Raw genomic sequence first — 26,326 nt, 5'->3', positions numbered from 1 at the left:
CAAATGTAAGTAGTATTACAACTTTGAAGGTGTCTTATTACGTTTCATTTTATTAGGTCACTCTATTCCCGATAACAGGACTTTCTTCATTGTTTAAGTTGCTCTACTCCCAGGGAAACCTCTTTCTAAAGGAGGCGATATCAATGCAACCGAACTATCAAATTTTTGGTGATGATGAACGAATGGGTGAATCTATCGACAGAATTAAAGAACATGGAGTAGATGAAGATAATATTTACATTCTTTCACATGACAATGACCACGTCAGACGTGCGAAAAGACAGACAGATGCCAACAAGATCGGTGTAAGTGAAACTGGACTCGGTACAGCGACAAAGAATATTTTCCGTGGGAAAGACGATAAGTTGATTTCCAAGATGAAAGAAATCGGGTTCGAACAATCCAAGGCTAAGGAATTACACAAAGAATTAGAGAAGGGTAAAACATTATTGGTCGTAGCAAATGAAGAAGATATCAAATTTTAAAACTGCTTGATTCTCATTTAAGAAGCGGGGAGATCCCAATCATGGATCTCTCCGCTCCTGTTTATTGTATAGGTACAATAAGCATACTGTTGCCACAGGCATGAAAACACCCGTGACAATCATTCGTAAAAGACCAACTTTAATAAGTCCCTTCAACCTCTTCATCTTCCCTTGGTGAATGATGATTTTGCTTCATCATAAACTGGTACACCATAGCAATAGCCCCCGTACTAGTGCTCTAACCCTGCTACCCCGAAACCCCCGGCTCCAGAATGCGTCGAAATCATACCGCCCGCTTGAATCCATCTAATATTTCGGAATCCGTTTTCTTCGGCAAGCTCATCCATCCGCTGTTTGATCTTTTCATCGAGTCCGATGGAGTAGATAAAATAAACCTGCTCTCTATCGATGTCGAATTCATTTAAGTAATCCCTCAAAAGTTTTTCAGCAGCTCCACCCATTTTCCCGCGATACTTCTTTGTAGGCATAAGCTTTCCATCCTTCAACTCTATGCATGGCTTTATTTTCAACAGAGCTCCAATCAGAGAAGCCATATTGCTTACTCGTCCTCCAGCTTTAAGAAACTCCAGGCTGCCTGGGATGAAAGCCAGCCTTGCTTTAGGAACGATTGCCTCTATTTTTTCAACTAATCGTTCCGGTTCAATGCCCGGATCTTTTTCTAATAACTCAGCAGCATACAATACAATCGCAGCTAACCCTCCAGTAACATTCAGAGCATCTATGAGAAAAATATCTTCAAATTCTTCCGCAGCAATGACAGCATTTTGAAAAGAAGAAGACGCTTTTGATGTATAACCAATATGTATAATGATGCAATCTGGATAATTCTCTCTTATAGTTGCAAAAAATTCTTGATACTCATGAGCGTTTGTGGAGGTAGTGGAAGGTATTTTCTTCGTACGTTCGTAATAGTCATAAATATCCTGGACCGGCAAAGAACCGTCTAAATAATCCTTTCCATCCATAATAATGTGCATGGGAACTACTTGAATACCGTACTTTTTAGCTAGATCACCCGGTAAGTCGGCGCCGCTTTCGGTCGATAAGATTATCTTTCGCATTCTAATTCCCCCTTGGTTATATTCAGGACCACGTTCACGCTTCCTGCATTATGCTTTCACTATACATGAGAAAAACGTATTAGCAATGTGATACCTTTTATTCCCGTACATTTAGTGCACATTTCAGGGAGTAGTGTTTTAACAAATGGACATGTGGGAACTACACTGACATAGGATTTCGTAAGGGAGGAAGTGAAAAATGTTTAATTCCCTTATAGTAGAGACCTCAAAACATTTAGTAGTTATCCTTTATAATATGTCATCAGGAAGTATATTACTGGACACAAAAAAGAACCTGCTTTAAAGAGCAGATTCCTTCTAAATACTATCTCTTCTGATTGAATTAGAATAAAATAGCGAAATTCAGCCCCATTGGGGTTCTAATAAAATATGGACAATTTTTTATATGAGTGGATTTTTTAGTTGTTAACGTATGTGAAAGTTAGTATTTTAGCAGAGCGGGACAGGCACGGAAACTAATTATTTTTCTCCGAAGTCACTTCTTCCACCGGCAAAAAATCGAAAATCTCCCCAGACTCGATGGAATCGGCCAGACGTTCGAGCCACTTACAATATTTCCGATAATCCTCAAGTTGCGCATAATCCACCTTCGCTCTTTCTATAATCTCTTCCTCTGCTTCCTTATCTTCAACCACCTGCTGAAGGATCCCTTCTGCATAATTAATCGCAGAGAGGTTCAGCTTAGCCTCCCGATCCCATTTATTCCCAAAAAAATGAGAAAAATATTTAAAAAAGTTCTTCTCCGCCATGAAGGTATCCTTACGCGACCCCTTCTGCCACACTTTCTGGACAATGCTGATCTCCTGCAGGTTCCGGACAGCAATACTCATGCTCGGTTTGCTCATTCCGAGATCATCCTTCATATCATCTAGCGTCATCGGCTTATGCTTAAAGTACATCCTTGCAAATAATCGCCCGGTTGATGGAGCGATACCATATAAGTCCATCGTTTCGGCAATGGAATTAACGACAGCCCCCTCCGCTTGTTCAATCAATTCTTCTGGCTTTTTTTCCAAAAGAGGCATCTCCTCTCGTATTATATTTTTAAAACGTTTATTATATTCAATATAATATTACCACATCACACACACTACTATACCATAAACCAAAATCAGGAGCCTTCACAAGACCCCTGATTTCGTATCGTTTCCTATGAAATTGCAAATCAACCTTTTAGCGTACCTGCATCAGCAGGATGAACACCGTGCTGGTAGTAATCCAGGTGCTCAGGTTCAAGTGGTTGTTTACCATTAATGATGTCCGCTGCTTTTTCAGCCAGCATCAAAACCGGGGCGTGGATATTACCGTTGGTAACGTAAGGCATAGCTGATGCATCCACAACGCGTAGGTTGTCCATACCATGGACTTTCATCGTCTTCGGATCGACGACGGCCATCGGATCGGATGCTGGTCCCATTTTTGCAGTACAGCTTGGGTGAAGGGCGGTTTCTGCATCTTCGGCTACCCAGTCGAGGATCTCCTCTTCAGTCTGCACGTCTAGGCCTGGTGAAATTTCTCCACCATTATATGGCTTCATCGCCGGCTGGGCCATGATTTCACGAGTCACACGTACGGCTTCGACCCATTCCCGTCTATCCTGTTCCGTTGAAAGATAGTTGTACACCATGCTCGGATGAGCTTTCGGATCATTGGATTGAATTTTCAGTGAGCCACGAGCATCGGAGTACATAGGTCCGATGTGAACCTGGAATCCGTGCTCGACAGGTGCTTTCTGTCCGTCGTAGCGTACGGCAACCGGCAGGAAGTGATACATCAGATTCGGATAGTCGACATCGTCGTTGGAACGAGCGAATCCGCCACCTTCAAAGTGGCTCGTTGCCGCTGGTCCTTTGCGGGCTAGTAACCATTGCAATCCGATCCATGGCATCCGTGCTTTGTTCAGATTCGGCTGCTCGGATACCGGCTGCGGGCAGGAGTGCTGAATGTAAACTTCCAGGTGGTCCTGAAGATTCTCACCTACACCAGGAAGGTTCACTTTCGGCTGCACGCCTACAGAGCGAAGATGTTCCGAATCACCGACACCGGAAATTTGAAGAAGCTGAGGCGTATTGATCGCTCCACCGGAAAGGATGACTTCTCCTGCTTTCACGTAGTGCTCTTTTCCATTTCGTTTATACGTCAAGCCACGAGCCTTCTCGCCCTCGATATCGATGTGCTGGACAAAGGCGCGAGTTTTCACTGTCAGATTCTGACGCTTCATCGCTGGGTGCAAGTACGCACGGGATGCGGACAGACGGCGGCCATTGTAAATGTGCTTATCGAACGGCCCGAACCCTTCCTGGCGAAATCCATTTACATCAGGCGTACGGGACTGGCCAGCTTCGACAGCTGCATCGAAAAAGGCTTGGAACAGCGGATTCTTCGCCGGCCCTTTTTCCAGTTTGATAGGACCGTCATGACCGCGATATGGGTTATCTTTATCCGTGCCGAGTGCGTTCTCCAGCCGTTTGAAGTATGGGAGGCAGTGGGCGAAATCCCACGTGTCCATTCCTTCGTCGGCACCCCAGCGCTCGTAGTCTTTCGGGTTTCCCCGCTGATAAATCATGCCGTTGATGGAACTTGAACCACCAAGTAACTTTCCGCGGGCATGTTTGATGCGGCGACCTTTCATATAAGGCTCCGGATCGGATTCATATTTCCAGTCGTACAGCGATTTACCTGCAGGGAATGGCAAGGCTGCAGGCATCTGGATCAGCAAGTCCCACGCATAGTCCTTGCGCCCCGCTTCCAGCACCAGTACACTTTTCTTTCCGTCTTCACTCAGCCGGTCACCGAGGATCGATCCCGCACTACCGGCTCCAATGACAACAATATCGTATGCTTCACTCATAGGTAGAACCTCCTTCATGTTTGCCAACATTTCATCCCGACGAGTTACTTGAACCAGTGGATCGGTTCAGGCTTCACGTTACGGAAAATGTGTTTCGTTTCTGTATATTCTTCAAGACCAGGTTTACCGAGCTCACGACCGATACCGGACTGTTTGTATCCGCCCCACGGAGCCTGCGCAAAGTATGGGTGGAAATCATTGATCCAAACTGTACCCATGCGCATCTTACTTGCCGCACGTTCCGCTTTATCGATATCTGTCGTAAACACTGCACCAGCAAGTCCGTAAATCGAATCATTCGCCAAGTTCACAGCTTCTTCTTCAGTTTGGAAACGCTCCACGGTCAGAACTGGACCGAACACTTCTTCCTGGACAATTCTCATATCAGAAGTGCACTCTGTGAAAATCGTCGGCAGGTAGAAAAATCCGTCTTGCAACTCTGGATCGTCTGGGCGTGCGCCTCCGACAAGCAGGTTCGCGCCTTCCTGCTTCCCAATCTCTACATAACTTTCGACTTTGTCGCGATGCTCAGCAGTGATAAGCGGTCCAGACTGGGTCTCTTCCTTGAAACCATCCCCTAATTTGATGCGTTTCGCGCGCTCCTTGAGTTCTTCCACAAAACGGTCGTGGATGGAATCTTCAAGAATCAGTCTCGCTCCTGCAGAACAAACCTGCCCGGCATGGAAAAAGACGGCGTTCAATGTCTGATCGACAGCCGTTTCAAAATCCGCATCCGCGAATACTACGTTCGGGTTCTTCCCGCCAAGCTCAAGCGCGATATTTTTCACATTGCTACTTGCGGTCTGCATGATTTTCTTACCTGTTTCAATACCGCCAGTGAAGGAAAGCAAGTCGACATCGTTACTTTCTGCCAGCTCGTTCCCTACGGTTGCACCGTCGCCGAGTACGAGATTGACCACTCCTTTAGGGAAGCCTGCTTCTTCCATCAGCTCCGTCACTTTTACTGTAGTAAGTGGAGTGATTTCGCTGGGCTTGATCACAATCGTGTTTCCTGCGGCCAAAGCTGGCGCGATTTTCCATGCGGCTTGAAGCAATGGATAATTCCAAGGGGTAATCTGACCGCACACTCCGACCGGTTCGCGGACGACTTTACTCTGACTGTCCGGGATCGGCGATTCGATCACTTCGCCGCCTTCTTTGTCCGCTAGACCTGCAAAGTAACGGAACACGCCTGCGATATCGTCCATATCCGCACGGCTCTCCTCAAACGTCTTCCCGGTATCGAGCGTTTCGAGTTTAGCCAGTTCTTCCTTATCCCGTTCAATCAACTCGGCAATGCGGAGAACTTTTTGTCCGCGCTCCGCTCCAGGAGTCTCTTTCCACTCTCCATGGTCAAATGCTTCTCTTGCTGCAGCGATGGCGAGCTTCGCATCATCAGCATTTCCATCAGCTACGGTCTCAACGACTTTCTGGTTGTACGGATTGATGATGTCTTTTGTGTGACCTGATTGGGCATCTACCCATTGGGCATTGATGTACATTTGTTTCATAAATCGTACCTCCTCATTCGTTATATTTATTTTATTTAATTTTTTTTAAACAATTTGAATAATTTTATGTTAGCAAAAGGATTTTTAGTTGTAAACAGCTGTACTTCGTTCTTTTATCAGATAAGGGGGTGTTGCCTATAGTGGGGAAAACAAGTTCCATAGAGGGAAAATTGTCTGGGGTTCCCCTGTTTTTTTAATAGAGGATGTCTGAACCTGACGAAGCATCATGTACATAGATTCTATAACCTTAAAACTCGAATCTAAACCATAAATAGGACTGTTCCTCCCTACTGTCACAACTTTCCCAAATTAAAAAAATGCAATCAGAACCATCCCTCACGTACTTTTTACACATCGGCTCACGCCTTGGCGCTATGTGTCTGAGCCATATTTTCCCCTGTGAAGCGAGTTGACAAACTTTCATTCTACGTTAAGGTATTAGATATTGTTGTTTAATAATTATTAAACGTTTTAAACTATTTAACATGAACCGGTTCTGTTACAGGCTTTACTTTATCTGTTTGTCTTTCAAGCAGATCCATAACTAAACCTATAAATAAGAAGGAGTGATAGCGTGCAACCGCAGTCATCTGAAGAACAAGAAAAGAAGCAGGCTGAAAAAAAAAAGAATACGAACGGTGAAAAAGCAGGATTATTAGGATTTTTAGGGTTACTCGCCATCGTTTCCCTGTACGTCGCACTTACAGGTAACGATGTCAATTGGGGAGCATTGATCTTCATGTTCATCTCCTATGCGATCATCTTCTACATCGGCTCCGTTTCCGCTAATAAGAAATCCGGCAGCGCGAAAGATATGATGGTCGCCGGCAGGTCCATGCCGCTGTGGGTCGCGATGTTCACGATGACCGCAACATGGGTCGGCGGAGGTTATATTGCCGGGACAGCCGAGACGACGTTCGCCTCAGGTATTGTCTGGGCTCAGGCACCTTGGGGATACGGACTCAGCTTGATCATCGGCGGTATTTTCTACGCCCGTAAAATGAGGAGGTACGAGTTCACGACGATGCTCGACCCACTGGAGGTCCGTTTCGGAAAAAAAGTGGCAGGCGTTCTTTACCTTCCTGCACTCTTAGGGGAACTATTCTGGAGTGCTGCGATTCTCGTGGCACTGGGAACCACGTTCGGTTTGATTCTCGGACTGGACTTCAACACATCCATCATCATTTCCGCTATTATCGCTATCGCCTACACATTTGTCGGGGGAATGTGGTCTGTTGCTCTCACCGACGTAGCTCAAATCATCATGATTCTCATCGGACTATTCCTCGTCGTTCCATTTGCTCTCTCTGAAGTAAGTGGACTCGGTGAGGCATGGGGCGCTTATAAGGAAGGTATGGGCGGAATGGCGAATCTCATCCCGCCGCTCGATGGCTGGAATCATCCTGACTGGGGAAATTATTATTGGAACTGGTGGGACTATGCCTTGCTGCTCATCTTCGGAGGTATTCCTTGGCAGGTTTATTTCCAGAGGGTCCTTTCAGCAAAAAATGAAAAAACAGCAATGTGGCTCTCGATTGCAGCCGGAATCCTCTGTATTGTCCTTGCTGTACCAGCCGTTATGATCGGTGTCGCCGGTTTCTCTGCAGACTGGGCGAGCTACGGAATCGAAGGCCCTGGTGCCGCTTCCGAGATTCTCGCTTACGTCATCAACTACATGTCACCATATGGCGTTGCAATTGTCGCGCTTGGTGCCATAGCCGCAGCGGTCATGTCATCGATGGATTCTTCCATCCTTTCCGCATCTTCCATGGCATCATGGAACATTTACCGTCCGCTTGTGAAACCGAAAGCGACAGGAAAAGACATCAAACGTATGATTCGTGTTTCTATCATTCTCATTGGACTAGCAGCCACCATTGTCGCACTGAACATCGACAGCGTGTACACGCTCTGGTATCTATGTGCCGACCTGGTCTTCTGTATGCTGTTCCCTCAGCTTACAACAGCATTGTTTGATAAAAAAGCCAACACATACGGATCGATTGCAGGACTTTCCGTTTCCTTCTTCCTTCGTTTAGGAGGAGGCGAACCAGCTCTCGGATTACCGGCATTTCTTCCGTATCCGATGATCGAAGATGGCGTCGTACTCTTCCCATTCCGTACACTCGCGATGGTATGCGGACTGCTCACCATCATCGTTGTTTCCCGACTCACCCAGAAGGCTTGCCCACCGCAGCCTCTCAGTAAGCTGAAAACAGAAATGAGAGAAGACTGAATTTAAAACGAGCAGCTCTTTATAAGGAAGAGCTGCTCGTTTTTTGTTTGAGTTGAGAAGTTTCTGGGGAGCACTTTTAGAACACCGTCTATCTAACCTCTTCTTCACTTAGAGAAAAGAAAGAAGCATATGCGTTATCCTTAAAGGTACGATTGGAAATCAAGCGATAAATTAAATCAAGCCGTTTATTTTCGTTGGATGATTTTATGTTTATACCGACTTCAAAGAAAACATGAAGCCACATCTAAATTAAATGAATGGGTGGAGCATAATGATCAACCATACTTTGCTAAAACTGATTTTCTTCGGGCACTACTTAATGATAAATCAAAACCAGCCCATACTCAGAGAGTCCGCCTGTTGGGGGATGCTACTTCTTATCCTGAATTTATTTTTAAAATCAACAATCAGATGGATAATTATATTTAGTAGTGTGCTCGGCATGGGTAAAAACTCTAGGATTCAAGTCCCGAACGGCGAAAGTCGTTGTAGCCGTTTGGCAATGGGAAGGGTGTCCAGGGCGGACGACCTGGAATCTGAAGGAAGCAGAAATACTTATAGTTGGTGTATTTGCCATGGGATTATCCCCCATGACTGGTAATTGGTCATTTCAGGCTTTCCAGGTTTCAAAGTCCTTTTCATGAAAGGGTGTTAGGCGTTATTACATCATGCTGCCCATTTCCTGAATACATGAAATACTTACATATAAGAGTTGAAAGCATCTATATTGTCGGTGATTCAAACTAAACATGTAAGAATGAGATTAAATAAGATACCAACCTTCACCACTAACTCCCAGTCAAGATCCAGTAAAGAGGAAATTTATAGGTTACTACCTTTATATAAATCTTGATAAAAATAAAATTAATTAAAAATATTCATAATTATTTAAATCTATTTCTATGAGGGTAATATACTCTAGTATGTCAGTCGTATGAATCAAGAAATGCGCTGCTTTTGCAGCGCATTGTTGGTGCTTATCCATTTTTGGCCACTGAGACTAATTCTGCCTGGACAATATAACGATCAGGTGCAGAACCGACAAAATCGAAGGGATAACAAGTAGTCAAGGTAAGTGTCGGCTTGCTTTTCTCTACAATAACAGAACGATCTTCTTCGTCCGTTATCCACGTTTTACGAATCTGATAGTCGTACGTCTTTTCTTCGTAATTTACATACAGATGGTCCCCTTTTTTCACTTCATCGAGTTGTGTGAACACCGTCTCACGATGGCCGGAGAGAACCACATGGCCAGGATTGTCCGGTGTGACCGTCCATTGACTGTCATACATTCCTACTCCTTGTTTAAGCGTATCAGTATCTGTGCCCCAGTAAACATCATATTGGGTGCCTATACGAGGAATCTCCAACTTTCCGACACTTTCTCCTTGCTGATAAAGCTTGGTACGGGACTTTTGCTTGTCACTGATGGATTTTAGCTGTTGCTGATATGCGGTATCATCCCAATTCTCGTACTGCTGGTAAAGTTCCTCCGCATTGCTGGTGACTGCCTGGGTTTGTTCCCACCAGGAATAGCAGCCCAAAGCTATCATCATTATTCCTGTGAGCAATAACAAAATACCGAGTTTCTTCATGTCCATCCACCCTTATTTAAACAGTTGGTTTCCTTCGGAAGAAAAGGAGAATGGCACCGAGTGCCATAATAGCACCACCAGAAACCATTATGATTGGGAAAGAAGTAGCCGTATCAGGTAACTCTCCACCGGTTTCGGAAGAAGATACATGGTTCATACGGTCACCGAAAACCCATTTACCAGCTTCATAACTGTAAGTAACTGTCAATTTATATTCGCCTCGTAATTGATTTTCACCATGCTGGGTCAGTTTATACTTATCAGCGCTAACCTTTTCCAATGTATAATCTTGGTCCGTCTTCAACTGAACAGGGCCTTCAATTTCTTTCAGGTACAACTTTCCGTCTCGTTCATCGAAATAGGTATCCAAGTAATGGTCCGCCAGCGGCCAAACCATGATACTCTTCATTTCTTCTTCTAACCTGTCCATGGAATCATATTTCTTCACTTCGCCATCCTCTGTAGTCTCTAAATAAATCAACTCATTGAACTTCTGCTCCAACTCTTTGACAGGTGGCTCCCCGTGATTATCGGCGGAGACAGGATTATGCATTCCTGTAAGCGTTACCAAAAACATTACTACTACTACAGAAAATCTTTTCAACAAATTAATACCTCCTTAAAGTAGTTACATTAATTGTGTTTCGGATATTATTAATAATTAAACATGTTTTTGTAAATTTTCCGAAATTTTTTAATGTAATTGATACAAGTTTGCAATAAACAAATAAGCCCTTGAATGGCAAGGGCTTATTGGACATGGGTGGGTGGCGGATATATTGCAGGGACAGCCGAGACGACGTTCGCATCAGGTATTGTCTGTGCTCAGGCACCTTAGGGATACGGGCTATGCCTTATTATTGGTGGTATTTTCTACGCCCGTAAAATGAGAAGGTACGAGTTCACGACGATGCTCGACCCACTGGAAGTACGTTTCGGAAAAAAGTTGCAGGGGTTCTTTACCTGCCTCCACTCTTAGGAGAACTATTCTGGAGTGCTGCGATTCTCGTTGCGCTCGGAACAACGTTCGGCCTGATTCTCGGACTGGACTTCACCACATCCATCATCATTTCCGCCATTATTGCCATCGCCTACACATTTGTCGGTGGTAGGTGGTCAGTTGCTCTCACCGACGTAGCTCAAATCATCATGATTATCATCGGCCTATTCCTCGTCGTTCCGTTTGCACTCTCTGAAGTCGGTGGACTCGGTCAAGCATGGGGAGCTTACAAAGAAGGCATGGGCGGATTTACGAATCTCTTCCCGCCGCTCGATGGCTGGAATCATCCGGACTGTGGAAATTATTACTGGAACTGGTGGGACTATGCATTGCTGCTCATCTTCGGGGGTATTCCTTGGCAGGTTTATTTCCAAAGGGTTCTTTCCTCGAAAAATGAAAATACAGCGATGTGGCTCTCGATTGCAGCCGGTATCCTATTTATTGTTCTTGCCGTACCGGCCGTTATGATCGGTGTCGCAGGTTTCTCTGCTGACTGGGCGAGCTACGGAATCGAAGGCCCTGGTGCCGCTTCCGAGATTCTCGCTTACGTCATCAACTATATGTCACCTTATGTCTTTTCTATCGTTGCGCTCGGTGCCGTAGCAGCAGCAGTCATGTCATCGATGGACTCTTTTTTCCATGGCAGCATGGAATATTTACCGTCCGCTTGTGAAACCGAAAGCGACTGGAAAGGACATTAAGCGTACGATTCGTGTTTCTATTATCATTATTGGACTCGCAGCAACCATCGTCGCACTGAACATAGACAGCGTGTACACGCTCTGGTATCTATGTGCCGACCTCGTCTACTGTATGTTATTCCCTCAGCTGACGACAGCATTGTTTGATAAAAAAGCAAACACATACGTTGCAGGACTTTCCGTTTCCTTCTTCTTCATTTCGGAGGAGGCGAACACGCTCTCGGATTACCGGCATTTCTTGCGTATCCGATGATCGAAGACGGAGTCGTACTCTTCCCATTACGTACGCTCGCGATGGTATGCGGACTGCTCACCATCATCAAGTTTTTACAGGTGGAGCACTTTTAGACTTATCCTCATTCATCTAAGAAAAGAGCAATTTTCTTTTCAATATTTTTTAAAATCCAGTCAATATCCAGTCAAATCGTTCTCAAACCTTACTATTGCTCTACGACTATTCTTAATTATCATTGCTCGTTCAATCTTTCTGATTAGTCCAACATAATTTATCTTTCTGTTGTAACAAATCTCAAATCATGGTACTATACTACTCACCTAAATAGTGTGTTATATTATCCTTAATTAAATTAAATAGTATGACACATTTACTTAATAAGGCATTTCAATAAAGGGAGGAAAACAAGGGGGTAAGTATTGGATCTTTACTTCCATATGCCGTTCTATTCGGCTGATTCTATTACTTTAAGAATAAGGAGATTGATAGTGACTAAAAAAGAAACGGTCTTTGTCGTATCAGATTCGATCGGGGAAACAGCTGAACTAATGGTAAAGGCTGTAGCAAGCCAATTTTTTGGAAAAGAAGTCGAAATTAAGCACTTTTCTTATGTCGAAGACAATCAGGATATTAATAATGTCATTTCGAATGCGAAGTATAGTCCTTCCATCATCGCTTACACCATTGCCCTTCAGGACTTAAAGCAATACCTTGACCGCAGAGCTTTAGATGAAGGAATTTTGGCTGTCGATTTAATGTATCCTCTGTTAGATGCGTTCACTCAAACATTCGATATGCAGCCGAATCGACAGCCCGGGCAAATGAGAAAGTTAGATGAGAACTATTTTAAAAGAGTGGAAGCCATTGAGTTTGCTGTGAAATATGATGACGGGCAGGAAGTACGTGGCCTAAAACAAGCAGACATCGTCCTTATTGGAGTGTCTCGAACATCCAAAACCCCACTTTCTATGTATCTAGCCAATAAACAATTTAAGGTAGCTAATGTACCTCTCATCCCAGAGCTCCCACCTCCACAAGAACTTTTTACGATTCCAAGAAAAAAGTGCATTGGACTTATCATCTCACCTGAAAAATTAAATGACATCCGCAGAGAACGATTAAAAAGTCTGGGTTTAACAAACTCAGCAAATTATGCCTCATTAGAGCGGATCTTTGAAGAACTGGATTGTGCGCAAAACATAATGAAAAAAATCGGCTGTCCGATCATTGATGTGTCTAATAAAGCTATAGAAGAGACAGCTGACGTCATTTTAGCCATGTTTAATAAAAGGGGGAGCTTTGCATAATGAATAACCAATTTGTATTCCTATTTGATCAATCTCAAAACGGCAAGAAGGAACTTCTGGGTGGAAAAGGCGCTAATTTAGCTGAAATGACTCGAATTGGATTGCCTGTTCCATACGGCTTTACCATTACCACAGCAGCCTGTAATGCCTATTACGATGCAGGCCAGGTCATCTCGAAAGAAGTCGAATCCGAAGTAGTAGAAGCCCTTCACACCCTTGAAGCTAAAACAGATAAACGATTAGGCGATCCTGCCAATCCGCTTCTCGTTTCTGTTCGCTCAGGTGCCGTCCATTCCATGCCAGGAATGATGGATACTGTTTTGAACTTGGGCATGAATGACGACACAGTAGAAGGAATGGCAGAGCTTACGAACAATCCTCGATTTGCTTATGACTCCTATCGCAGGTTTATTCAAATGTTCAGTAATGTGGTCCTGAATGTAGAGAACTACTTTTTTGAACAACGATTAGAAGATATCCGCGAAGAAAAAGGCTACCATTCCGATACCGAGCTAACCGCTGAAGATTGGAAACAGGTGATTACAGAATATAAATCAATTGTACTTAAACATGTAAAACGAACCTTTCCTGAGGATCCAAAAGAACAACTTTTCCTTACGATCAACGCCGTGTTTGATTCATGGAATAATCAGCGGGCGGTTTTATATCGCCGCCTTCATGATATCCCTGGCCACCTTGGTACGGCCGTCAATATACAAAGCATGGTGTTTGGAAATATGGGAGATGATTCGGGTACAGGAGTGGCTTTTACCCGTAACCCATCCACCGGTGAGTCTAAGCTTTATGGAGAATATTTAATTAATGCTCAAGGAGAAGATGTAGTGGCAGGGACCCGTACACCTCAGCCGATTGCCAGCCTCAAGAACGAAATGCCAGATCTCTATCAGCAATTAGTTGAGACTTGCGACCTTTTAGAAAATCATTATAAGGATATGCAGGATATCGAATTTACAGTTGAACGCGGGAAACTGTTTATCCTCCAGACTCGGACAGGTAAACGAACCGCCCAGGCCGCCATTCGAATAGCGGTTGAAATGGTGAATGAAAAGATTATGGACCAACGGAAAGCCCTTCTACGTGTGGATCCAGACCAACTTGATCAGCTGCTTCACCACCGGATCGATCCTGAGCATAAAAGGGAACAACTAGCTGCTGGTTTGCCTGCTTCCCCGGGAGCTGCCACCGGCCAAGTTGTCTTTGATGCGGATGAAGCTGAAGAACTATCCAAGGGTGGAAAGAAGGTTATCCTTGTCCGCCCTGAGACTACACCTGATGATATACAAGGCATTGTGGCTGCCCAGGCTACCGTTACGAGCCGCGGCGGAATGACCAGTCATGCCGCCGTTGTAGCTAGAGGGATGGGGAAAGCATGTATATGCGGATGCGACTCCATAAAGATTCATTTAGAGTCCAAAAAATTTATCGCAGGGTCTACGACTGTGAATCACGGGGATACCATTACGATTGATGGTTCAACAGGGGAAATCTTCCTGGGTGAAATTCCAATGATTGAACCAGAGCTTTCCGAGGAATTCCAGATCCTGCTTCGCTGGTCGGATGAAGAAGCAAAAATGGGCGTTCGGGCTAATGCTGACAATCCGGTCGATGCTGAGAAAGCCCTGGAATTTGGAGCAGGAGGCATCGGTCTTTGCCGTACAGAGCATATGTTTATGGATGCTTCACGTATCCCTACGGTCCAAAGTATGATTCTTTCTGAAACGACCGAGGAACGTAAGGAAGCTCTAGACAAACTCCTGCCTATGCAGCAAGAGGATTTTAAGCAAATATTTGAAACGATGCAAGGACACCCGATTACCGTTCGCTTATTAGATCCGCCTCTTCATGAGTTTTTGCCGGACAAAGAAGAATTGCTCGTTGAGGTGACAAACCTGCAACTGACCGATCCTCATTCATCCAAGCTGCACGAAAAGCAAAACCTGTTACGGAAAGTACGGCTATTAGAAGAATCGAATCCGATGTTAGGACATCGGGGCTGCCGTTTAGGTATGATGCACCCTGAAATTTACGAAATGCAAGTCAAGGCCATTTTTAACGCGATGGCCAACGTGATAGACAAAGGAATAAACGTGAAACCCGAAATCATGATTCCTTTGGTCAGCCATGTGAATGAACTTAAGAAAATGCGCCAACTGGTAACTACGATTGCTGAGCAAATCCAGGGAGAAACAGGAAAGGCATTCGACTACCTGATTGGAACCATGATTGAAACACCGCGCGCAGCGCTAACAGCCGATCAAATTGCCGAAGAGGCAGACTTCTTCTCTTTTGGAACCAACGACTTAACTCAGACAACGTTTGGATTTAGCCGAGACGATGCCGAGGGCAAGTTCCTTCAAAATTATGTAGATAATGAGGTACTAAAAAGAAATCCTTTTGTTTCGTTAGACCAGGAAGGTGTAGGGAAACTTGTGGAAAGTGGGGTGAAACTGGGAAGAGAAACTAAGCCCGCGCTTAAAACAGGGATTTGCGGAGAGCATGGCGGTGAAAAAGAATCGATTCAGTTCTGCTTTGATCTAGGGATGGATTATGTAAGCTGCTCCCCTTTCCGTGTCCCTTCCGCAAGGCTTGCAGCAGCTCAGGCCACCATTCGTCATGAGCAAATTACTTCTATAAAAGAACCTCAGTACAATTAAACGAGGATATAGAAAACCTTTTCTTAATGAAGTTCATTCGGCATTTGGATGATCTAAGTATATAGAATTATGCTAAACAAAAAAAAGTCTCCCTAAGATTGGTTATCTTAAGGAGGCTTTTTTGCATTTTGGGTTTTATTGAAATTCCCTTTATTACCAGCTTGTAAAGTAGTAAAATCCTATTGTATCAGGGGTTAGGGCGTTATCACATCATGCCGCCCATTCACTCGCTTAGTTGAAAAGACTATAACAAATCCTGTAGAACCTTGTTATAACAAGGTTCTCGTTAGCAAGTAAAATGATTAAACACAATAAGTTTTAATACTTTGTGAACAGTATCCAGTCATAACCCAGTCCTCTATAGTGGAATAACAGACGTAATTCAATACTCTTGGTGGTGTCTGTTTTCCTGTATAAGCTATAATTTTATTATTTAGAATACAAACAAGAGTTTTATTTTATGACCAACACACTTCGTCGATCTCATAATCTTCCGAGGCATCCGCTCTTATGCTTTTTTTTGATATTTTATATTAACTAAAAGGCATACCATTCATGCAGCCCTGTATTAGAGGACTTGATTATATATAGTTCACAAATCCAAAAACACCTTCTCTGCGAACTATAAATCATAAAGCCAAACTTCTATATAAACAAAGCCCCGGACGTAGTTGCTAACGTCTGGGTCTTTATCTTTTAATGGCTATTCCATCACTTTCCCATTCATCCGTTCAACCCATTGATGGAGAAGGTTATTATACTTGGCCAAATTTTTGTGGATTTTAATGGCCACTTCTTCATTATAGGTATGGACGGTCAAATTACGATCATTTACCATTTCCAAAGCTAGAACGGCCTCCTCATCCTCCAACAAATGGACCTCCCTGCAACTGCGAATGACGCTCTTCGGAGAACCGACATCTACCCCTTCTATGTCATATAAATATTGCTTCGCCGCTTTCCAACTAGCCTCGAAAGAAAATTCAAATCGTTGAATCGCTGCATCTCGTTCCACATCGTTCGGATTTTCAAGGTTAGCTAGCTTTTCAAAGGAAGCCAACGCTTTTTCTGCTGCTTCTAATCTTTGGCGTAATCTTTCCATAAAATCCCCTCCTCTTTCACTTGTTGGACTAGAGCTTCTTTGGCATCATGTAAATCCACTACATCTACCTTGTAAGGGATGGTAGACTCTTCAATTTGCTCGATCAGTTTGTTCCATTTAAAAGGAGAGATCGGGGAGTGGGATTCGATAGCGATGTCGATATCCGAACTATGCTTTTCTTCCTGTCGGGCCCAGGAACCAAATAAGTAAACACGCGCTTTTTCCTTGCCGAGTTGTTCATTCAAAATCGACTTGAGTTGTTCTAGAATTTGCTCCCGTAAATATGCAGGAACTCCCATAATATCCCTTCCTCTTTTTTGTCCCATTATAGCATATGGACATCTTCTCTCTGCTGGATTTTCCTTACCCACTTCCACCATTCAGAAATTCGATCGGTAACGGGGCCAATTTTAACTACACCAAAACCTAAATATATCTTCCATTAACTGCGCTTTAAAGTTATGGCAAAAAAATCTTTGTTAGTTAAATTCACAAGTGCTTTGAATTATGAATTTCATCCTTATATTTCAACTATTCGTTCAGATCCATAATTTTATCTATCAAAATAACTTCATCTGCTGCCCACTACTATTTTCTTCATCATTGCCTTGAACTTTGTAGTCCATCGACTTATATCCCTGCATGCGCTTTTCATACATGGCTTTCAACTCGGGAACCCGATAATCAACATAGTCATACACTTTTACAACATTCTTATCCGTATGAACACGATGCAATCTACCGACATATTGCTGGAGCGTTCCTTTCCAGGCGATTGGCATGGCAAGGAACAGAGTGTCCAGTCTAGCATTGTCAAATCCTTCTCCGATATACTTTCCGGTGGCAATAATAAGCCGCTCTTCATTATCTGAAAGATTTTCTATAAGCTTTAAGCGGTCTTTCCCTTCTTGCTTACTCAGCTTGCCAGTTAATATGATTATATTTTTTGCAAATCCTTAAAAGTGTTTCTCCAATTCATACACATGTTCTATCCGCTCTGTCAAAATAATTGGATGTGCATTATTCTCAAGTTCTTTTAATACATCGTTGAATATCATCTTGTTTCGTTGTTCATTAGTAGCCAAATTCGCATAAACCCTCTGAATGTTGTCGTCGTTATTTTGAAATTCGTAAACCGGGGAATAAGTACATGGTCAAACGGATGAAGTTTTGACTGACTTTTGGCGGTCATCTTATAACAGATTTCCCCACACTGCATAGCAACTATCTTGTGTAACCCATCTTTTCTAGTTGGGGTTGCTGTTAGTCCGTGAACATAAGTAGCGTCTACTCCCCTTAATACTTTTTCAAAGCTTACTTCTGAAATATGGTGGCATTCATCAACAATTACCTGGCCATAGCCTTTGATTTTTCGCGCACGTCTTCTGATCTGCTCAATGTCTGAATCATGGCAATATCCACTTTACCTGTTGGTTTCTTTTTACCACCACCGATTTGACCAACCTTATTTCCATCGAAAGTAATAAAAGTCTGCAAACTTTCTTTCCACTGGGTAAGCAGTTGCTTGGTGTGCACGATGATTAATGTGTTGATATTTCTCTCTGCAATTAGTGCTGCCGCCACAACAGTTTTACCAAAACCAGTTGCCGCTGATAGGACACCACAACTACTGATCTTCAAAGCGTAGACAGCTTCATTTTGTTTGGGCAGAAGGCTCCCACGAAAATGAATATTGTGGCTGCTACCTTTGTTGGTTTGATCATCGATGTAGAAGTTGATTTTGTTCCTAAATAAAATGGCTTTTATATCTGCCAGACAGCCTCGCGGGATAACCACAGAGTCCTCCACTTCATAACTACAGTCAATTTTCCTGGGAATCTTGTGCGTAGAGAGCCTTCTAGATTGTGCTTTAAAGAATTCAGGGTTATTGATGACGGCGAGATTTATACTCATTCAAAATATTTGATGGAAGTTTATTTTTGCGGATATGTATGCCGTTTTTTCTTATGATGGTTATTTCAGAAGGTGTATCCACATCATATGATGTTGGGTTCCTTTTTACATTGTAACTGTTGGAACCGTTGTGTTTTACCAGAATTGATCCAACATTTTCTTTACTGATTTTTTTTACAGATTCCAGATACGACCATTGATCAATATATGGTTCAAATTTTCATTAACAAAGACACTATAGCCCTTTTTCCTGGGAGATTGCTGTAAAGGTAGTGCAATTAAAGGTAGTGCAATTAGGTTTCCAAACCCGCCTTTTGGCATTGTATCCTGATTGGGAAAGAACCGATCAAACGATACGTTTAAAAGCCTTTTCCCCTGGCCATCATAGAAACAATAAGTCTTGTGACGAGGGGTCCCGATGAATATATGGAATAGATATAAGAAAAAAACGCAAAGAAAAAAGAGAAAAGAGCAAGATGCATCTTATAACGTTGATAATTCTCTTGATAAAAGTTTATTAGTGAATGTAAATAAATTGAAGCAGGACTTGGGTGATAGCAGCGATTTAGTTATTCGCCAATTTGAGATGGGCGGAGAACCTTTACTAGAAACTGCAGCGGTTTATATGAATGGATTAGTAGATGAAAAAAACGTGAATGAATTTGTTTCGGGAGCATTGAAAGTTGAGGCATCTATTGAAAAGATGGCTCAAGAATATCATGGAGTCAATAGTTTTGATTACATTAAAGCTCATGCCCATTCAGTTGAAAAAGTAATAGTAGTTTCTGATTGGGATAAATTGTTATTAGCTGTTTTGTCCGGTTACACGGTCATTCTAGTAGATGGTTATGATGAAGCAATAACTGGTGATACAAAAGGCGGAGAAACGAGAGGTGTCACTGAGCCCAGTACTCAACTAGTTATTCGGGGGCCTAAGGTTGCGTTCACAGAGTCTATAGGTACAAATGTAGCCTTGATCCGACGTTATCTAAAAAGCCCTGATCTGCGATTTGAAACTATGCAAGTCGGCAGTATAAGCAAGACCGATGTCGCCGTCATGTATATGAAAGGAATTGCTAATGAGAAAGTGTTGCGAGAAATCAAAACCCGTTTGAATAAGATTGAGGTCGAAGATATCATCGATTCTGGTTATATTGAACAGTATATTCAGGATACTGCCATCACACTGTTTCCGACTATCTATAACTCAGAGCGTCCGGATGCCATAGTAGGCAACCTTATGGAAGGGCGGATTGCCATTATAGTGGATGGGACACCATTCGTATTAGTGGCACCTGCCTTGTTCATCCAGTTTTTCCAAACCCCATCCGATTACTATCAAAACTTTGTAATCAGCTCATTTTTACGGATATTAAGAGTGATTTCTTTTACAATTTCTTTGCTGACGCCATCCCTCTACATTGCATTGACGACTTTTCATCCGCAGATGATCCCTACTCCACTTTTGATAAGCTTAGCCGCCCAACAAGAAGGCGTACCCTTTCCGCTTTTTATGGAGGTTCTGATCATGGAGTTCACTTTTGAAATTATACGTGAGGCTGGGCTTCGTATGCCGCGAGCCGTGGGGCAAGCGGTTTCTATTGTAGGGGGGCTTGTGCTTGGACAGGCTGCCGTGCAAGCAGGGATTGTTTCGGCTACGACTATAATTGTTGTGGCATTAACAGGAATCGCAAGCTTTGCTGTCCCTTCTTACAACATCGCGGTAGCGCCGCGTATTCTTCGTTTTGCGTTGATGGTCATAGCTGGAAGCTTCGGTTTGTACGGTGTACTCATGGCCTTATTCATTCTTATCGCACATTTGAGTAGTCTCCGTTCTTTTGGGACCCCTTATTTAAGTCCTTTTGCACCATTTATTTGGTCGGATATCAAAGATTCCATCATTCGCCAGCCTTTATGGTCAATGATTTCCCGCCCGCGTCTGATCAGCGAGCGAAATGTTCAACGAAAAGACAAAGGTCAAAAACCAGTCCCGCCTGATTCTAATGATTCTCACTCAAAGAATGAAAAAGGTGATTAGATGAGAAAAAGGAAAGTATTCGTATGGCTGTTTCTGGTGCTGATTCTATTAGCGGGCTGTTGGGACCAGAACGAATTGGAGGATGTAGCACTAGTCATGGGAATGGGAATCGACAAAACGGAGGATGGCTTATATGATGTTTCATTCCAGATTGTAAACCCAGCACAAGTAAGCGGGGGAGAAATGTCTCAATCTTATAAAGGCACAGCGGTCACTACATACAGAGAAACGGGCCAGACTTTATTTGAGACTATACGGAAGATATCAAAAGAAGTACCGCGTAAGCTTAGTTTCTCACATTTGGTGGTCCTTATCATCGGGGAAAGTTTAGCAGAGGATGACGGACTTTTTGAAGTATTGGATTTCACTGAAAGATTTTACGGATTTCGCTCGACAGCAATTGTGCTTATTTCCAGGAGCGGTCCCGCCAAACCTATTTTAAGTATTCTTAATCCAATGGAAAAAATCCCAGCGATGAAGATTCAGGAAGCTTCAAAAAAAACAGCGGAAGTATGGGGGGAGACCCCTGATCAAAATATCAATGATGTCATTCAAACACTAACCTCTAAAAGCAAGGGAGTTTCATTGAGCGGAATAGCCCTCGTCGGAGAAATGCAAGAGGGTCAAAATTCAAGTATTAATGAGCAAGCTAGACCGTCCACTTATATTGAACTCAACGGAATAGCAATTTTACAAAATGGAAAGCTGAAACGATGGCTTGAGGACAAAGAAGCTCGGGGTATTTCATGGGTTAAAAATAAGATCCGAAAAACAGTGGTCACGTCTACTTGCGAGGAAGATGAAGGTATAATAGCTGTTGAAGTCCGGAATGCCAATACTAAACTGAAGCCCACTATCAAACAAGGGGAACCGAAGATCACAGTCAATATTAAGAGTGAAGGATCTTTGCAAGAGGTCACGTGCCCAGTAGACCTTACCGATCCCCATGTCATTATTGAACTGAATAAAAAACTTGCAAAAGCAATTAAAGATGAAGTCACTACCTCTGTGAAGACCGTTCAAGAACAAGAAACCGATGTTTTTGGATTTGGTGAAGCAATGAATCAGAAATATCCAAAAGAATGGAAAAAAATGGAGAGGAACTGGTCAAGCACCTTTAGCGAGATGGATGTCGAGGTCAATGTGGAATTCTTTATTCGTGGTACAGGGTTAAGGACAAAACCTTTAATTTTAGAAAAAAAATAGTAGGGTTGGTTGAGTCTATGGTAAGAATCACCCAGAGACGTTTTTCTAAACTTATAAAATCAACTCTAAGGGAGGTGCTGGTGGCGTGGAAAAAGCCAAAGTGAGCGGCTGGCAGTTGTTTGTATTAATGCTTTTGTTTGAGCTTGGCACTGCAATCGTAATAAATCCGGGACTCGATGCTAAAAAAGACGCCTGGTTGGCTGTCCTATTGGGGATGATCATCGGTCTACATCTTTTCATCGTATATTTTACTCTTTACCGCCTTTACCCTGACCTTTCCTTGATCGGATATGTAAAAAAAATCCTCGGCAAGTATGTAGGAACGATTCTTGGGATCTTGTACTTGTTTTACTTCCTCTATATTGCAGTAAGGGATTTGCGTGATTTTGGTGAACTATTGTCTGCGTCCACATATATCTATACCCCAGTTTTTGTAATTAACACTATCATGATCCTGTCGATTGCTTTTGTACTTTGGCACGGGTTTGAAGTGTTAGCAAGAACAGGGGAATTTTTCTTTGTTATTTTGATGTTGGTCGGTGTGGTAGGGACTACGTTAGTACTTGTCTCTGGACAGATTGATATCAATCAATTACGTCCCACCTTGGAAAATGGCTGGAAGCCTGTGGTGACTGCCCTCCCTCTCACCGCTACCTTTCCTTTTGGAGAAATTATTGTTTTTACCATGTTATTCCCCTATTTGAACCATCCCCGATTATGCTTGAGGGTTGGTTTGTCAGCTATGAGTATTAGTGGCATTTTGTTAACTTGGGTTGTAGCTATGGATATAGCAGTCCTCGGTATTTATGTAGCCAGCCGTTCCGCCTTTCCATTGTTGTCGGCCATTGGTTTGATCGATATGGCGGGGCTTTTCCAGCGGCTGGATGTTGCAGTTGTACTGACACTCATCATTGGAGGATTTTTTAAGATCGCCATCTTTTTTTACACCGCTCTCATAAGCGCTACAGAATTATTTCATGTAAAAAAATACACATCATTAATATTTCCACTAAGTATTGTGGTTTTATTATCATCCATGAGTGTGGCCAGTAATTCAGTCGATCACATTAAAAAGGGGGTCGAACTTGTTCCCTATTATATACATCTTCCTTTTCAAGTGGGGATTCCATTAATCCTGCTCGCTATTGCCTTGATCCGCAGGAATTATAAATCAAACTAAACTTTGTGCCTATTTCTGATAGCCCGAATGAAGACGACAATAGAAGATAAAGTTACGAGGATTATAAATAAAAACTCGAAAGGTTTCATCACCCAAAAAGGGTTGAACAGATTGGTTATCGCTACTTTTTTATCGTTTACTAGTAAAAGGTCTATTCCGTAATTAATCATGCCCATTCCGATGCTTATAAAAAGGAAAATAAAGATAATTTTCATGGAGAAACACCTTCACTTTTTTCCTAGTATGTGTGATTGGGCAAGGCCCTATCCTAGAACCATAATTGATGTTGGTATATTTAAAAGTTGCTATCCCATTTGAGAACCAGCTTTATTGGTGGAGTAATTTATATTCCATTTCACCTTCCACCTGACCCCTAGCTACTTAGGCTATAAACTTTTACTTTTCGATGACCCGGCGTCAATAATTACATTCCCTTTATATGGATAGTATAAATAGGACGTTTTATATTGGGAATCGGCTCTATAAATTAGTTATTCCTATGTTTGAACATAAGGAAAAGTTTTATCATCCAGTACGAAAGGAAAGCCACCGCAATATCAATAAAAACTAGATATGTTAAGGTCATACCTTTGTGCATTTTTAATAAATCCAAAAAGCTAGATAAACCGCCGTATCCATATCCAAAAATGAGGGATGCAATAATAGTATAAACATAAAAACTTTTCTTCTTATTTGTACAATATTGATATATCAGCATGAAAGTAACTGGAAACAATACAGCTGTAACAGTAATGCCCGTAGGTGTAAATGAGCTAATAGGATGGGGATGGATTAGAAAATTTTTATTAGATAAAACGCTATCCACATTAGACCATAATATATGTGCTGTATAACCATAAAAACAGATTTCAAATAACCTATTTTCATCTATTTTTAAATAGAGAATAATAAAAGATATGAGCACACTTACAATATTAAACCAAAAATACCATGTATCAAGTCCAGAGTATAGACTCCAGTATTCATCTGTCAAATTACTAAGCCGCTCTTTCGTTTCATAAATTTCATTATAGAGTTGATATTGTTCCATCCTAAGTCCCCCTGTAAGTCCTGTCTTTAAATATTTGCTAGTACCGCTATTTTTATACTGTAAAGAAAGGTCTATGTTATCTCATAGCAATAAGGGAACGTCCTGTTTTTTAAGGACGTTCCCAAACGTGATATTCAATCAAATCAATCCCTAGTATGAGTTTATTATAGAAGCGATGTTATTGCACAATCGCCCCTATACCTGAAGACTTGAAATCAATATTTTGTCTTTGTGTACTAGGGTTTGGTCATTATTAAAATAACCTTATAAATGATAAATCCGACCACTAAACCAGGAACTAAAAAGAGCATAGGTAAAAAAACAGGTCCCATTATCAAGCCAAAAAGCTTTATTTTCGCTGAATAAATTAACCCAACTGTTACAAAAAATGCTGCGAATACAAAAGGAATGTAAGAAACAGAAGTTGTATTACCTTCTGCATCACGATAGGCATCCCACATGGCAAACATATATATACAAGGATAAAACATAAGCCATTGATAATCAGGGGTCTCAATTGCTGTGTTTATTTCCCCCCTAAAAGAGTACATAATCGTTAAATTAAAATTACTTTGAACGTTTATTATAACCTCTAAGACGAGAAGGACAGTTCCCTTAAGAAACCTTCTATTTAAGAACTGACCAAATCCAGGGAAGGCTATACTCCATAATAATGCTTCGTGTTTTTTTGGCTTTTTCATTCATAACATCAACCCATCATCTCTTTGTGCTACTAGGAGATTTTTTAGAAAGTTTGTTACGGTCAGCAGCAGTAGGTGGCTCTTCTAACCAACCATGATCTATCAGGATCTTCATTCCCTTATTTCCATATTTAGCAATCTCTCCTGTCAACATTGCAAACTGCGCATGTATATCGTGTCTCATTATTTCAGAGACTGCTGTACCATAATTTTTTATTCCAATACCGTTAGATAAAGATGTGTGATACAATAGCAACTTATCTGAAAACGGCGAAGTTGTAGAATCTGATATATGGGCATCCATTAGTTTAGGCGCTGGAAGGCTCTCACTCATAAGTACTTCTCCCAGTTGTTTGATTTGTCTTTCTGCTAACGAAGCTCCTTCTTGAAAATATTTTCTTAATTTATCTGAAGATGCAATCTGGCTAAATGCAGTCATCATTGCTCTGCCTAAAGTGTTTGTATTTAGGTTAACCTGTAAATGTTTGATTTCTATGGCAGTTAAGGGTCTATACTTCCCTGCAAGGATAGTTATAAAGGATTGATTATCAATAAAATCAACCTTCTTAGGATAAGGGATGCTCGGAGGCATAATGTCCATTCCTTTAGAAAGTAACAAATATATCCCTTTTTTATAGGTGCTTAATGTGTCTTGAATACACATATCAAAATAATCAACTATGTCGTGTCTAGAGGAAGAAGAAAGCGCACTCCCATATGTCTGTAAACCTGCTCTGGACATTTCTGTGATATAAAAAACCATATACATATCACTGAAAAGTGGTGGTGCGTCCTTCCTAACATCCTGTTCACCAAAACCAACTGGAACAGGAATATTTTCCTGTGTGTAAATGCCCTCAATCATATTTAGATGTTTTTTTGCAATATCAAATGCATATCTTATAAAGTCCTTAATTTCATCGTCTTCTACTACTTGAAGATGATGCTCAAATACACAAGCAAATAAAGAATCCCCAAGGTAACTTGCAAACAAATCACCAATTTCGGATGCTGCTAACTTTTTATTTTTTTGATGTTCTTTTATATGTTCCATAACTTCCTTTTCTATTTGCAAAGATGTATTTTTATCCATTTAAACTTACCTCCATAAAAACTTTATGGAATTAGCATTTGCAAATATTTTAAAATTATATAAAGTATATTTGTTCTATTGAAAGAGGAGAACCACTTTGTTGATTCTCCTGAGAGAGTTATTTAATGTATGAAAAAGTAAAATAAGGAGCAACCTATTGTTCAATAATTACCTTAAGATTCAATTTCAAGATATAATATCCACTTAATAGGGAGGAACCTGGAAATAAACATTCAACTAAACTCCACAGGTATCCCCATAGAGTTCATGGATATCATGAGTGGGTCCCCTTGCTCATCCACAACTTGACGATCCCTTATTTGTTCCCCAAACCATTGCTCG

Annotated in this window: 23 protein-coding genes and 1 pseudogene; 8 read left to right on the top strand and 16 right to left on the bottom strand. The window is 42.0% G+C overall.

The window, feature by feature from the left end; translation table 11 throughout:
* The first annotated feature begins 143 nt into the window (after positions 1–143).
* Positions 144–485, top strand: a complete 342-nt coding sequence (locus ACTWPX_RS07225) for a general stress protein (protein ID WP_443119131.1) — start codon at positions 144–146, stop codon at positions 483–485.
* Between the two features lie 230 nt (positions 486–715).
* Here the strand turns inward: ACTWPX_RS07225 and ACTWPX_RS07220 are convergent, their stop codons facing one another.
* The 4 genes from ACTWPX_RS07220 to betB form a co-directional block, all read right to left on the bottom strand.
* Positions 716–1,567, bottom strand: coding sequence for a DegV family protein (locus ACTWPX_RS07220; protein WP_443119130.1), 852 nt, complete (start codon positions 1,565–1,567; stop codon positions 716–718).
* Between the two features lie 476 nt (positions 1,568–2,043).
* The gene (gene cudC, locus ACTWPX_RS07215; RefSeq protein ID WP_443119129.1) at positions 2,044–2,604 is read right to left on the bottom strand and encodes a choline uptake/conversion transcriptional regulator CudC; all 561 of its coding nucleotides are present in this window, start codon (positions 2,602–2,604) and stop codon (positions 2,044–2,046) included.
* Positions 2,605–2,753: 149 nt separating this feature from the next.
* Positions 2,754–4,439, bottom strand: a complete 1,686-nt coding sequence (betA, locus tag ACTWPX_RS07210; RefSeq protein WP_443119128.1) for a choline dehydrogenase — start codon at positions 4,437–4,439, stop codon at positions 2,754–2,756.
* Positions 4,440–4,483: 44 nt separating this feature from the next.
* Positions 4,484–5,950 carry a betaine-aldehyde dehydrogenase gene (gene betB / locus ACTWPX_RS07205; RefSeq protein ID WP_443119127.1) on the bottom strand — a complete coding sequence of 489 codons (1,467 nt, stop codon included), beginning with the start codon at positions 5,948–5,950 and terminating at the stop codon, positions 4,484–4,486.
* Between the two features lie 574 nt (positions 5,951–6,524).
* Between betB and ACTWPX_RS07200 the strand changes: the two genes are divergently transcribed.
* Positions 6,525–8,186 (top strand): sodium:solute symporter family protein, encoded by a 1,662-nt coding sequence (locus ACTWPX_RS07200; protein WP_443119126.1) that lies wholly within the window; start codon positions 6,525–6,527, stop codon positions 8,184–8,186.
* A 400-nt stretch (positions 8,187–8,586) separates the two neighbouring features.
* On the opposite strand, the gene ACTWPX_RS07195 is transcribed toward ACTWPX_RS07200, so the two are convergent.
* The 3 genes from ACTWPX_RS07195 to ACTWPX_RS07185 form a co-directional block, all read right to left on the bottom strand.
* Positions 8,587–8,763, bottom strand: a complete 177-nt coding sequence (locus tag ACTWPX_RS07195; protein WP_443119125.1) for a hypothetical protein — start codon at positions 8,761–8,763, stop codon at positions 8,587–8,589.
* 400 nt (positions 8,764–9,163) lie between these two features.
* Positions 9,164–9,781: a class D sortase gene (locus ACTWPX_RS07190; RefSeq protein WP_443119124.1), complete on the bottom strand. Its 618-nt coding sequence runs from the start codon at positions 9,779–9,781 to the stop codon at positions 9,164–9,166.
* Positions 9,782–9,797: 16 nt separating this feature from the next.
* Positions 9,798–10,388 carry an LPXTG cell wall anchor domain-containing protein gene (locus ACTWPX_RS07185; protein ID WP_443119123.1) on the bottom strand — a complete coding sequence of 197 codons (591 nt, stop codon included), beginning with the start codon at positions 10,386–10,388 and terminating at the stop codon, positions 9,798–9,800.
* A 150-nt stretch (positions 10,389–10,538) separates the two neighbouring features.
* On the opposite strand from ACTWPX_RS07185, the pseudogene ACTWPX_RS07180 reads away from it, so the two are divergent.
* The 3 genes and pseudogenes from ACTWPX_RS07180 to ppdK all read left to right on the top strand — a co-directional run.
* Positions 10,539–11,800, top strand: a pseudogene (locus ACTWPX_RS07180) (sodium:solute symporter family protein); the annotation flags it as partial.
* A gap of 405 nt (positions 11,801–12,205) precedes the next feature.
* The gene (locus ACTWPX_RS07175) at positions 12,206–13,024 is read left to right on the top strand and encodes a pyruvate, water dikinase regulatory protein (protein ID WP_443119122.1); all 819 of its coding nucleotides are present in this window, start codon (positions 12,206–12,208) and stop codon (positions 13,022–13,024) included.
* A complete protein-coding gene (gene ppdK, locus ACTWPX_RS07170) occupies positions 13,024–15,699 on the top strand; it encodes a pyruvate, phosphate dikinase (protein ID WP_443119121.1) in 2,676 nt (891 codons plus the stop codon). Before ACTWPX_RS07175 ends, ppdK begins: the two co-directional genes overlap by 1 nt.
* Positions 15,700–16,402: 703 nt before the next feature.
* On the opposite strand, the gene ACTWPX_RS07165 is transcribed toward ppdK, so the two are convergent.
* The 6 genes from ACTWPX_RS07165 to ACTWPX_RS07140 form a co-directional block, all read right to left on the bottom strand.
* Positions 16,403–16,801, bottom strand: a complete 399-nt coding sequence (locus tag ACTWPX_RS07165) for an HI0074 family nucleotidyltransferase substrate-binding subunit (protein WP_128524609.1) — start codon at positions 16,799–16,801, stop codon at positions 16,403–16,405.
* Entirely contained in the window at positions 16,777–17,100 is a 324-nt protein-coding gene (locus ACTWPX_RS07160) for a nucleotidyltransferase family protein (protein WP_443119120.1), read from the bottom strand. The genes ACTWPX_RS07165 and ACTWPX_RS07160 overlap by 25 nt, the downstream gene beginning before the upstream one ends.
* A gap of 261 nt (positions 17,101–17,361) precedes the next feature.
* Positions 17,362–17,583, bottom strand: a complete 222-nt coding sequence (locus ACTWPX_RS07155; protein ID WP_443119119.1) for a helicase — start codon at positions 17,581–17,583, stop codon at positions 17,362–17,364.
* 272 nt (positions 17,584–17,855) lie between these two features.
* Complete coding sequence (locus ACTWPX_RS07150) at positions 17,856–18,128, bottom strand: hypothetical protein (protein WP_443119508.1); 273 nt, start codon at positions 18,126–18,128, stop codon at positions 17,856–17,858.
* Positions 18,129–18,148: 20 nt separating this feature from the next.
* The gene (locus ACTWPX_RS07145) at positions 18,149–18,598 is read right to left on the bottom strand and encodes a DEAD/DEAH box helicase family protein (RefSeq protein WP_443119118.1); all 450 of its coding nucleotides are present in this window, start codon (positions 18,596–18,598) and stop codon (positions 18,149–18,151) included.
* Positions 18,599–18,889: 291 nt separating this feature from the next.
* On the bottom strand, positions 18,890–19,036 hold the full coding sequence (locus tag ACTWPX_RS07140; RefSeq protein WP_443119117.1) for a TOTE conflict system archaeo-eukaryotic primase domain-containing protein: 147 nt from the start codon (positions 19,034–19,036) through the stop codon (positions 18,890–18,892).
* Positions 19,037–19,133: 97 nt separating this feature from the next.
* Here ACTWPX_RS07140 and ACTWPX_RS07135 point away from each other — a divergent pair, with 97 nt between their 5' ends.
* The 3 genes from ACTWPX_RS07135 (at position 19,134) to ACTWPX_RS07125 (ending at position 23,139) form a co-directional block, all read left to right on the top strand.
* Entirely contained in the window at positions 19,134–20,753 is a 1,620-nt protein-coding gene (locus tag ACTWPX_RS07135) for a spore germination protein (RefSeq protein WP_443119116.1), read from the top strand.
* The gene (locus tag ACTWPX_RS07130; protein ID WP_443119115.1) at positions 20,754–21,959 is read left to right on the top strand and encodes a Ger(x)C family spore germination protein; all 1,206 of its coding nucleotides are present in this window, start codon (positions 20,754–20,756) and stop codon (positions 21,957–21,959) included.
* Between the two features lie 85 nt (positions 21,960–22,044).
* Positions 22,045–23,139: a GerAB/ArcD/ProY family transporter gene (locus ACTWPX_RS07125; RefSeq protein WP_443119114.1), complete on the top strand. Its 1,095-nt coding sequence runs from the start codon at positions 22,045–22,047 to the stop codon at positions 23,137–23,139.
* Positions 23,140–23,626: 487 nt separating this feature from the next.
* Here ACTWPX_RS07125 and ACTWPX_RS07120 read toward each other — a convergent pair whose 3' ends face one another.
* The 3 genes from ACTWPX_RS07120 to ACTWPX_RS07110 all read right to left on the bottom strand — a co-directional run bounded on the left by ACTWPX_RS07120 (position 23,627) and on the right by ACTWPX_RS07110 (position 25,984).
* A complete protein-coding gene (locus ACTWPX_RS07120; RefSeq protein ID WP_443119113.1) occupies positions 23,627–24,190 on the bottom strand; it encodes a hypothetical protein in 564 nt (187 codons plus the stop codon).
* A gap of 236 nt (positions 24,191–24,426) precedes the next feature.
* Complete coding sequence (locus ACTWPX_RS07115) at positions 24,427–24,891, bottom strand: hypothetical protein (RefSeq protein ID WP_443119112.1); 465 nt, start codon at positions 24,889–24,891, stop codon at positions 24,427–24,429.
* A gap of 16 nt (positions 24,892–24,907) precedes the next feature.
* Positions 24,908–25,984 (bottom strand): DUF3231 family protein, encoded by a 1,077-nt coding sequence (locus tag ACTWPX_RS07110; RefSeq protein ID WP_443119111.1) that lies wholly within the window; start codon positions 25,982–25,984, stop codon positions 24,908–24,910.
* Positions 25,985–26,326: the final 342 nt, after the last annotated feature.

Source organism: Halobacillus sp. H74, assembly GCF_052246715.1.
Lineage (GTDB): Bacteria > Bacillota > Bacilli > Bacillales > Halobacillaceae > Halobacillus > Halobacillus litoralis_A.
This window is presented reverse-complemented; position numbering and strand designations above follow the sequence as displayed.

Excerpts from the sequence above, each read along its gene's own strand:
- ACTWPX_RS07190 (WP_443119124.1), bottom strand. The coding sequence starts at position 9,781 with ATGAAGAAACTCGGTATTTTGTTATTGCTCACAGGAATAATGATGATA.
- ACTWPX_RS07115 (WP_443119112.1), bottom strand. The coding sequence starts at position 24,891 with ATGAAAAAGCCAAAAAAACACGAAGCATTATTATGGAGTATAGCCTTC.
- betA (WP_443119128.1), bottom strand. The coding sequence starts at position 4,439 with ATGAGTGAAGCATACGATATTGTTGTCATTGGAGCCGGTAGTGCGGGA.
- ACTWPX_RS07160 (WP_443119120.1), bottom strand. The coding sequence starts at position 17,100 with ATGGGAGTTCCTGCATATTTACGGGAGCAAATTCTAGAACAACTCAAG.
- ACTWPX_RS07120 (WP_443119113.1), bottom strand. The coding sequence starts at position 24,190 with ATGGAACAATATCAACTCTATAATGAAATTTATGAAACGAAAGAGCGG.
- ACTWPX_RS07110 (WP_443119111.1), bottom strand. The coding sequence starts at position 25,984 with ATGGATAAAAATACATCTTTGCAAATAGAAAAGGAAGTTATGGAACAT.
- ACTWPX_RS07225 (WP_443119131.1), top strand. The coding sequence starts at position 144 with ATGCAACCGAACTATCAAATTTTTGGTGATGATGAACGAATGGGTGAA.
- ACTWPX_RS07165 (WP_128524609.1), bottom strand. The coding sequence starts at position 16,801 with ATGGAAAGATTACGCCAAAGATTAGAAGCAGCAGAAAAAGCGTTGGCT.
- ACTWPX_RS07130 (WP_443119115.1), top strand. The coding sequence starts at position 20,754 with ATGAGAAAAAGGAAAGTATTCGTATGGCTGTTTCTGGTGCTGATTCTA.
- betB (WP_443119127.1), bottom strand. The coding sequence starts at position 5,950 with ATGAAACAAATGTACATCAATGCCCAATGGGTAGATGCCCAATCAGGT.
- ACTWPX_RS07135 (WP_443119116.1), top strand. The coding sequence starts at position 19,134 with ATGAATATATGGAATAGATATAAGAAAAAAACGCAAAGAAAAAAGAGA.
- ACTWPX_RS07195 (WP_443119125.1), bottom strand. The coding sequence starts at position 8,763 with ATGGCAAATACACCAACTATAAGTATTTCTGCTTCCTTCAGATTCCAG.
- ACTWPX_RS07220 (WP_443119130.1), bottom strand. The coding sequence starts at position 1,567 with ATGCGAAAGATAATCTTATCGACCGAAAGCGGCGCCGACTTACCGGGT.
- ppdK (WP_443119121.1), top strand. The coding sequence starts at position 13,024 with ATGAATAACCAATTTGTATTCCTATTTGATCAATCTCAAAACGGCAAG.
- ACTWPX_RS07140 (WP_443119117.1), bottom strand. The coding sequence starts at position 19,036 with ATGCCAAAAGGCGGGTTTGGAAACCTAATTGCACTACCTTTAATTGCA.
- ACTWPX_RS07155 (WP_443119119.1), bottom strand. The coding sequence starts at position 17,583 with ATGCCAATCGCCTGGAAAGGAACGCTCCAGCAATATGTCGGTAGATTG.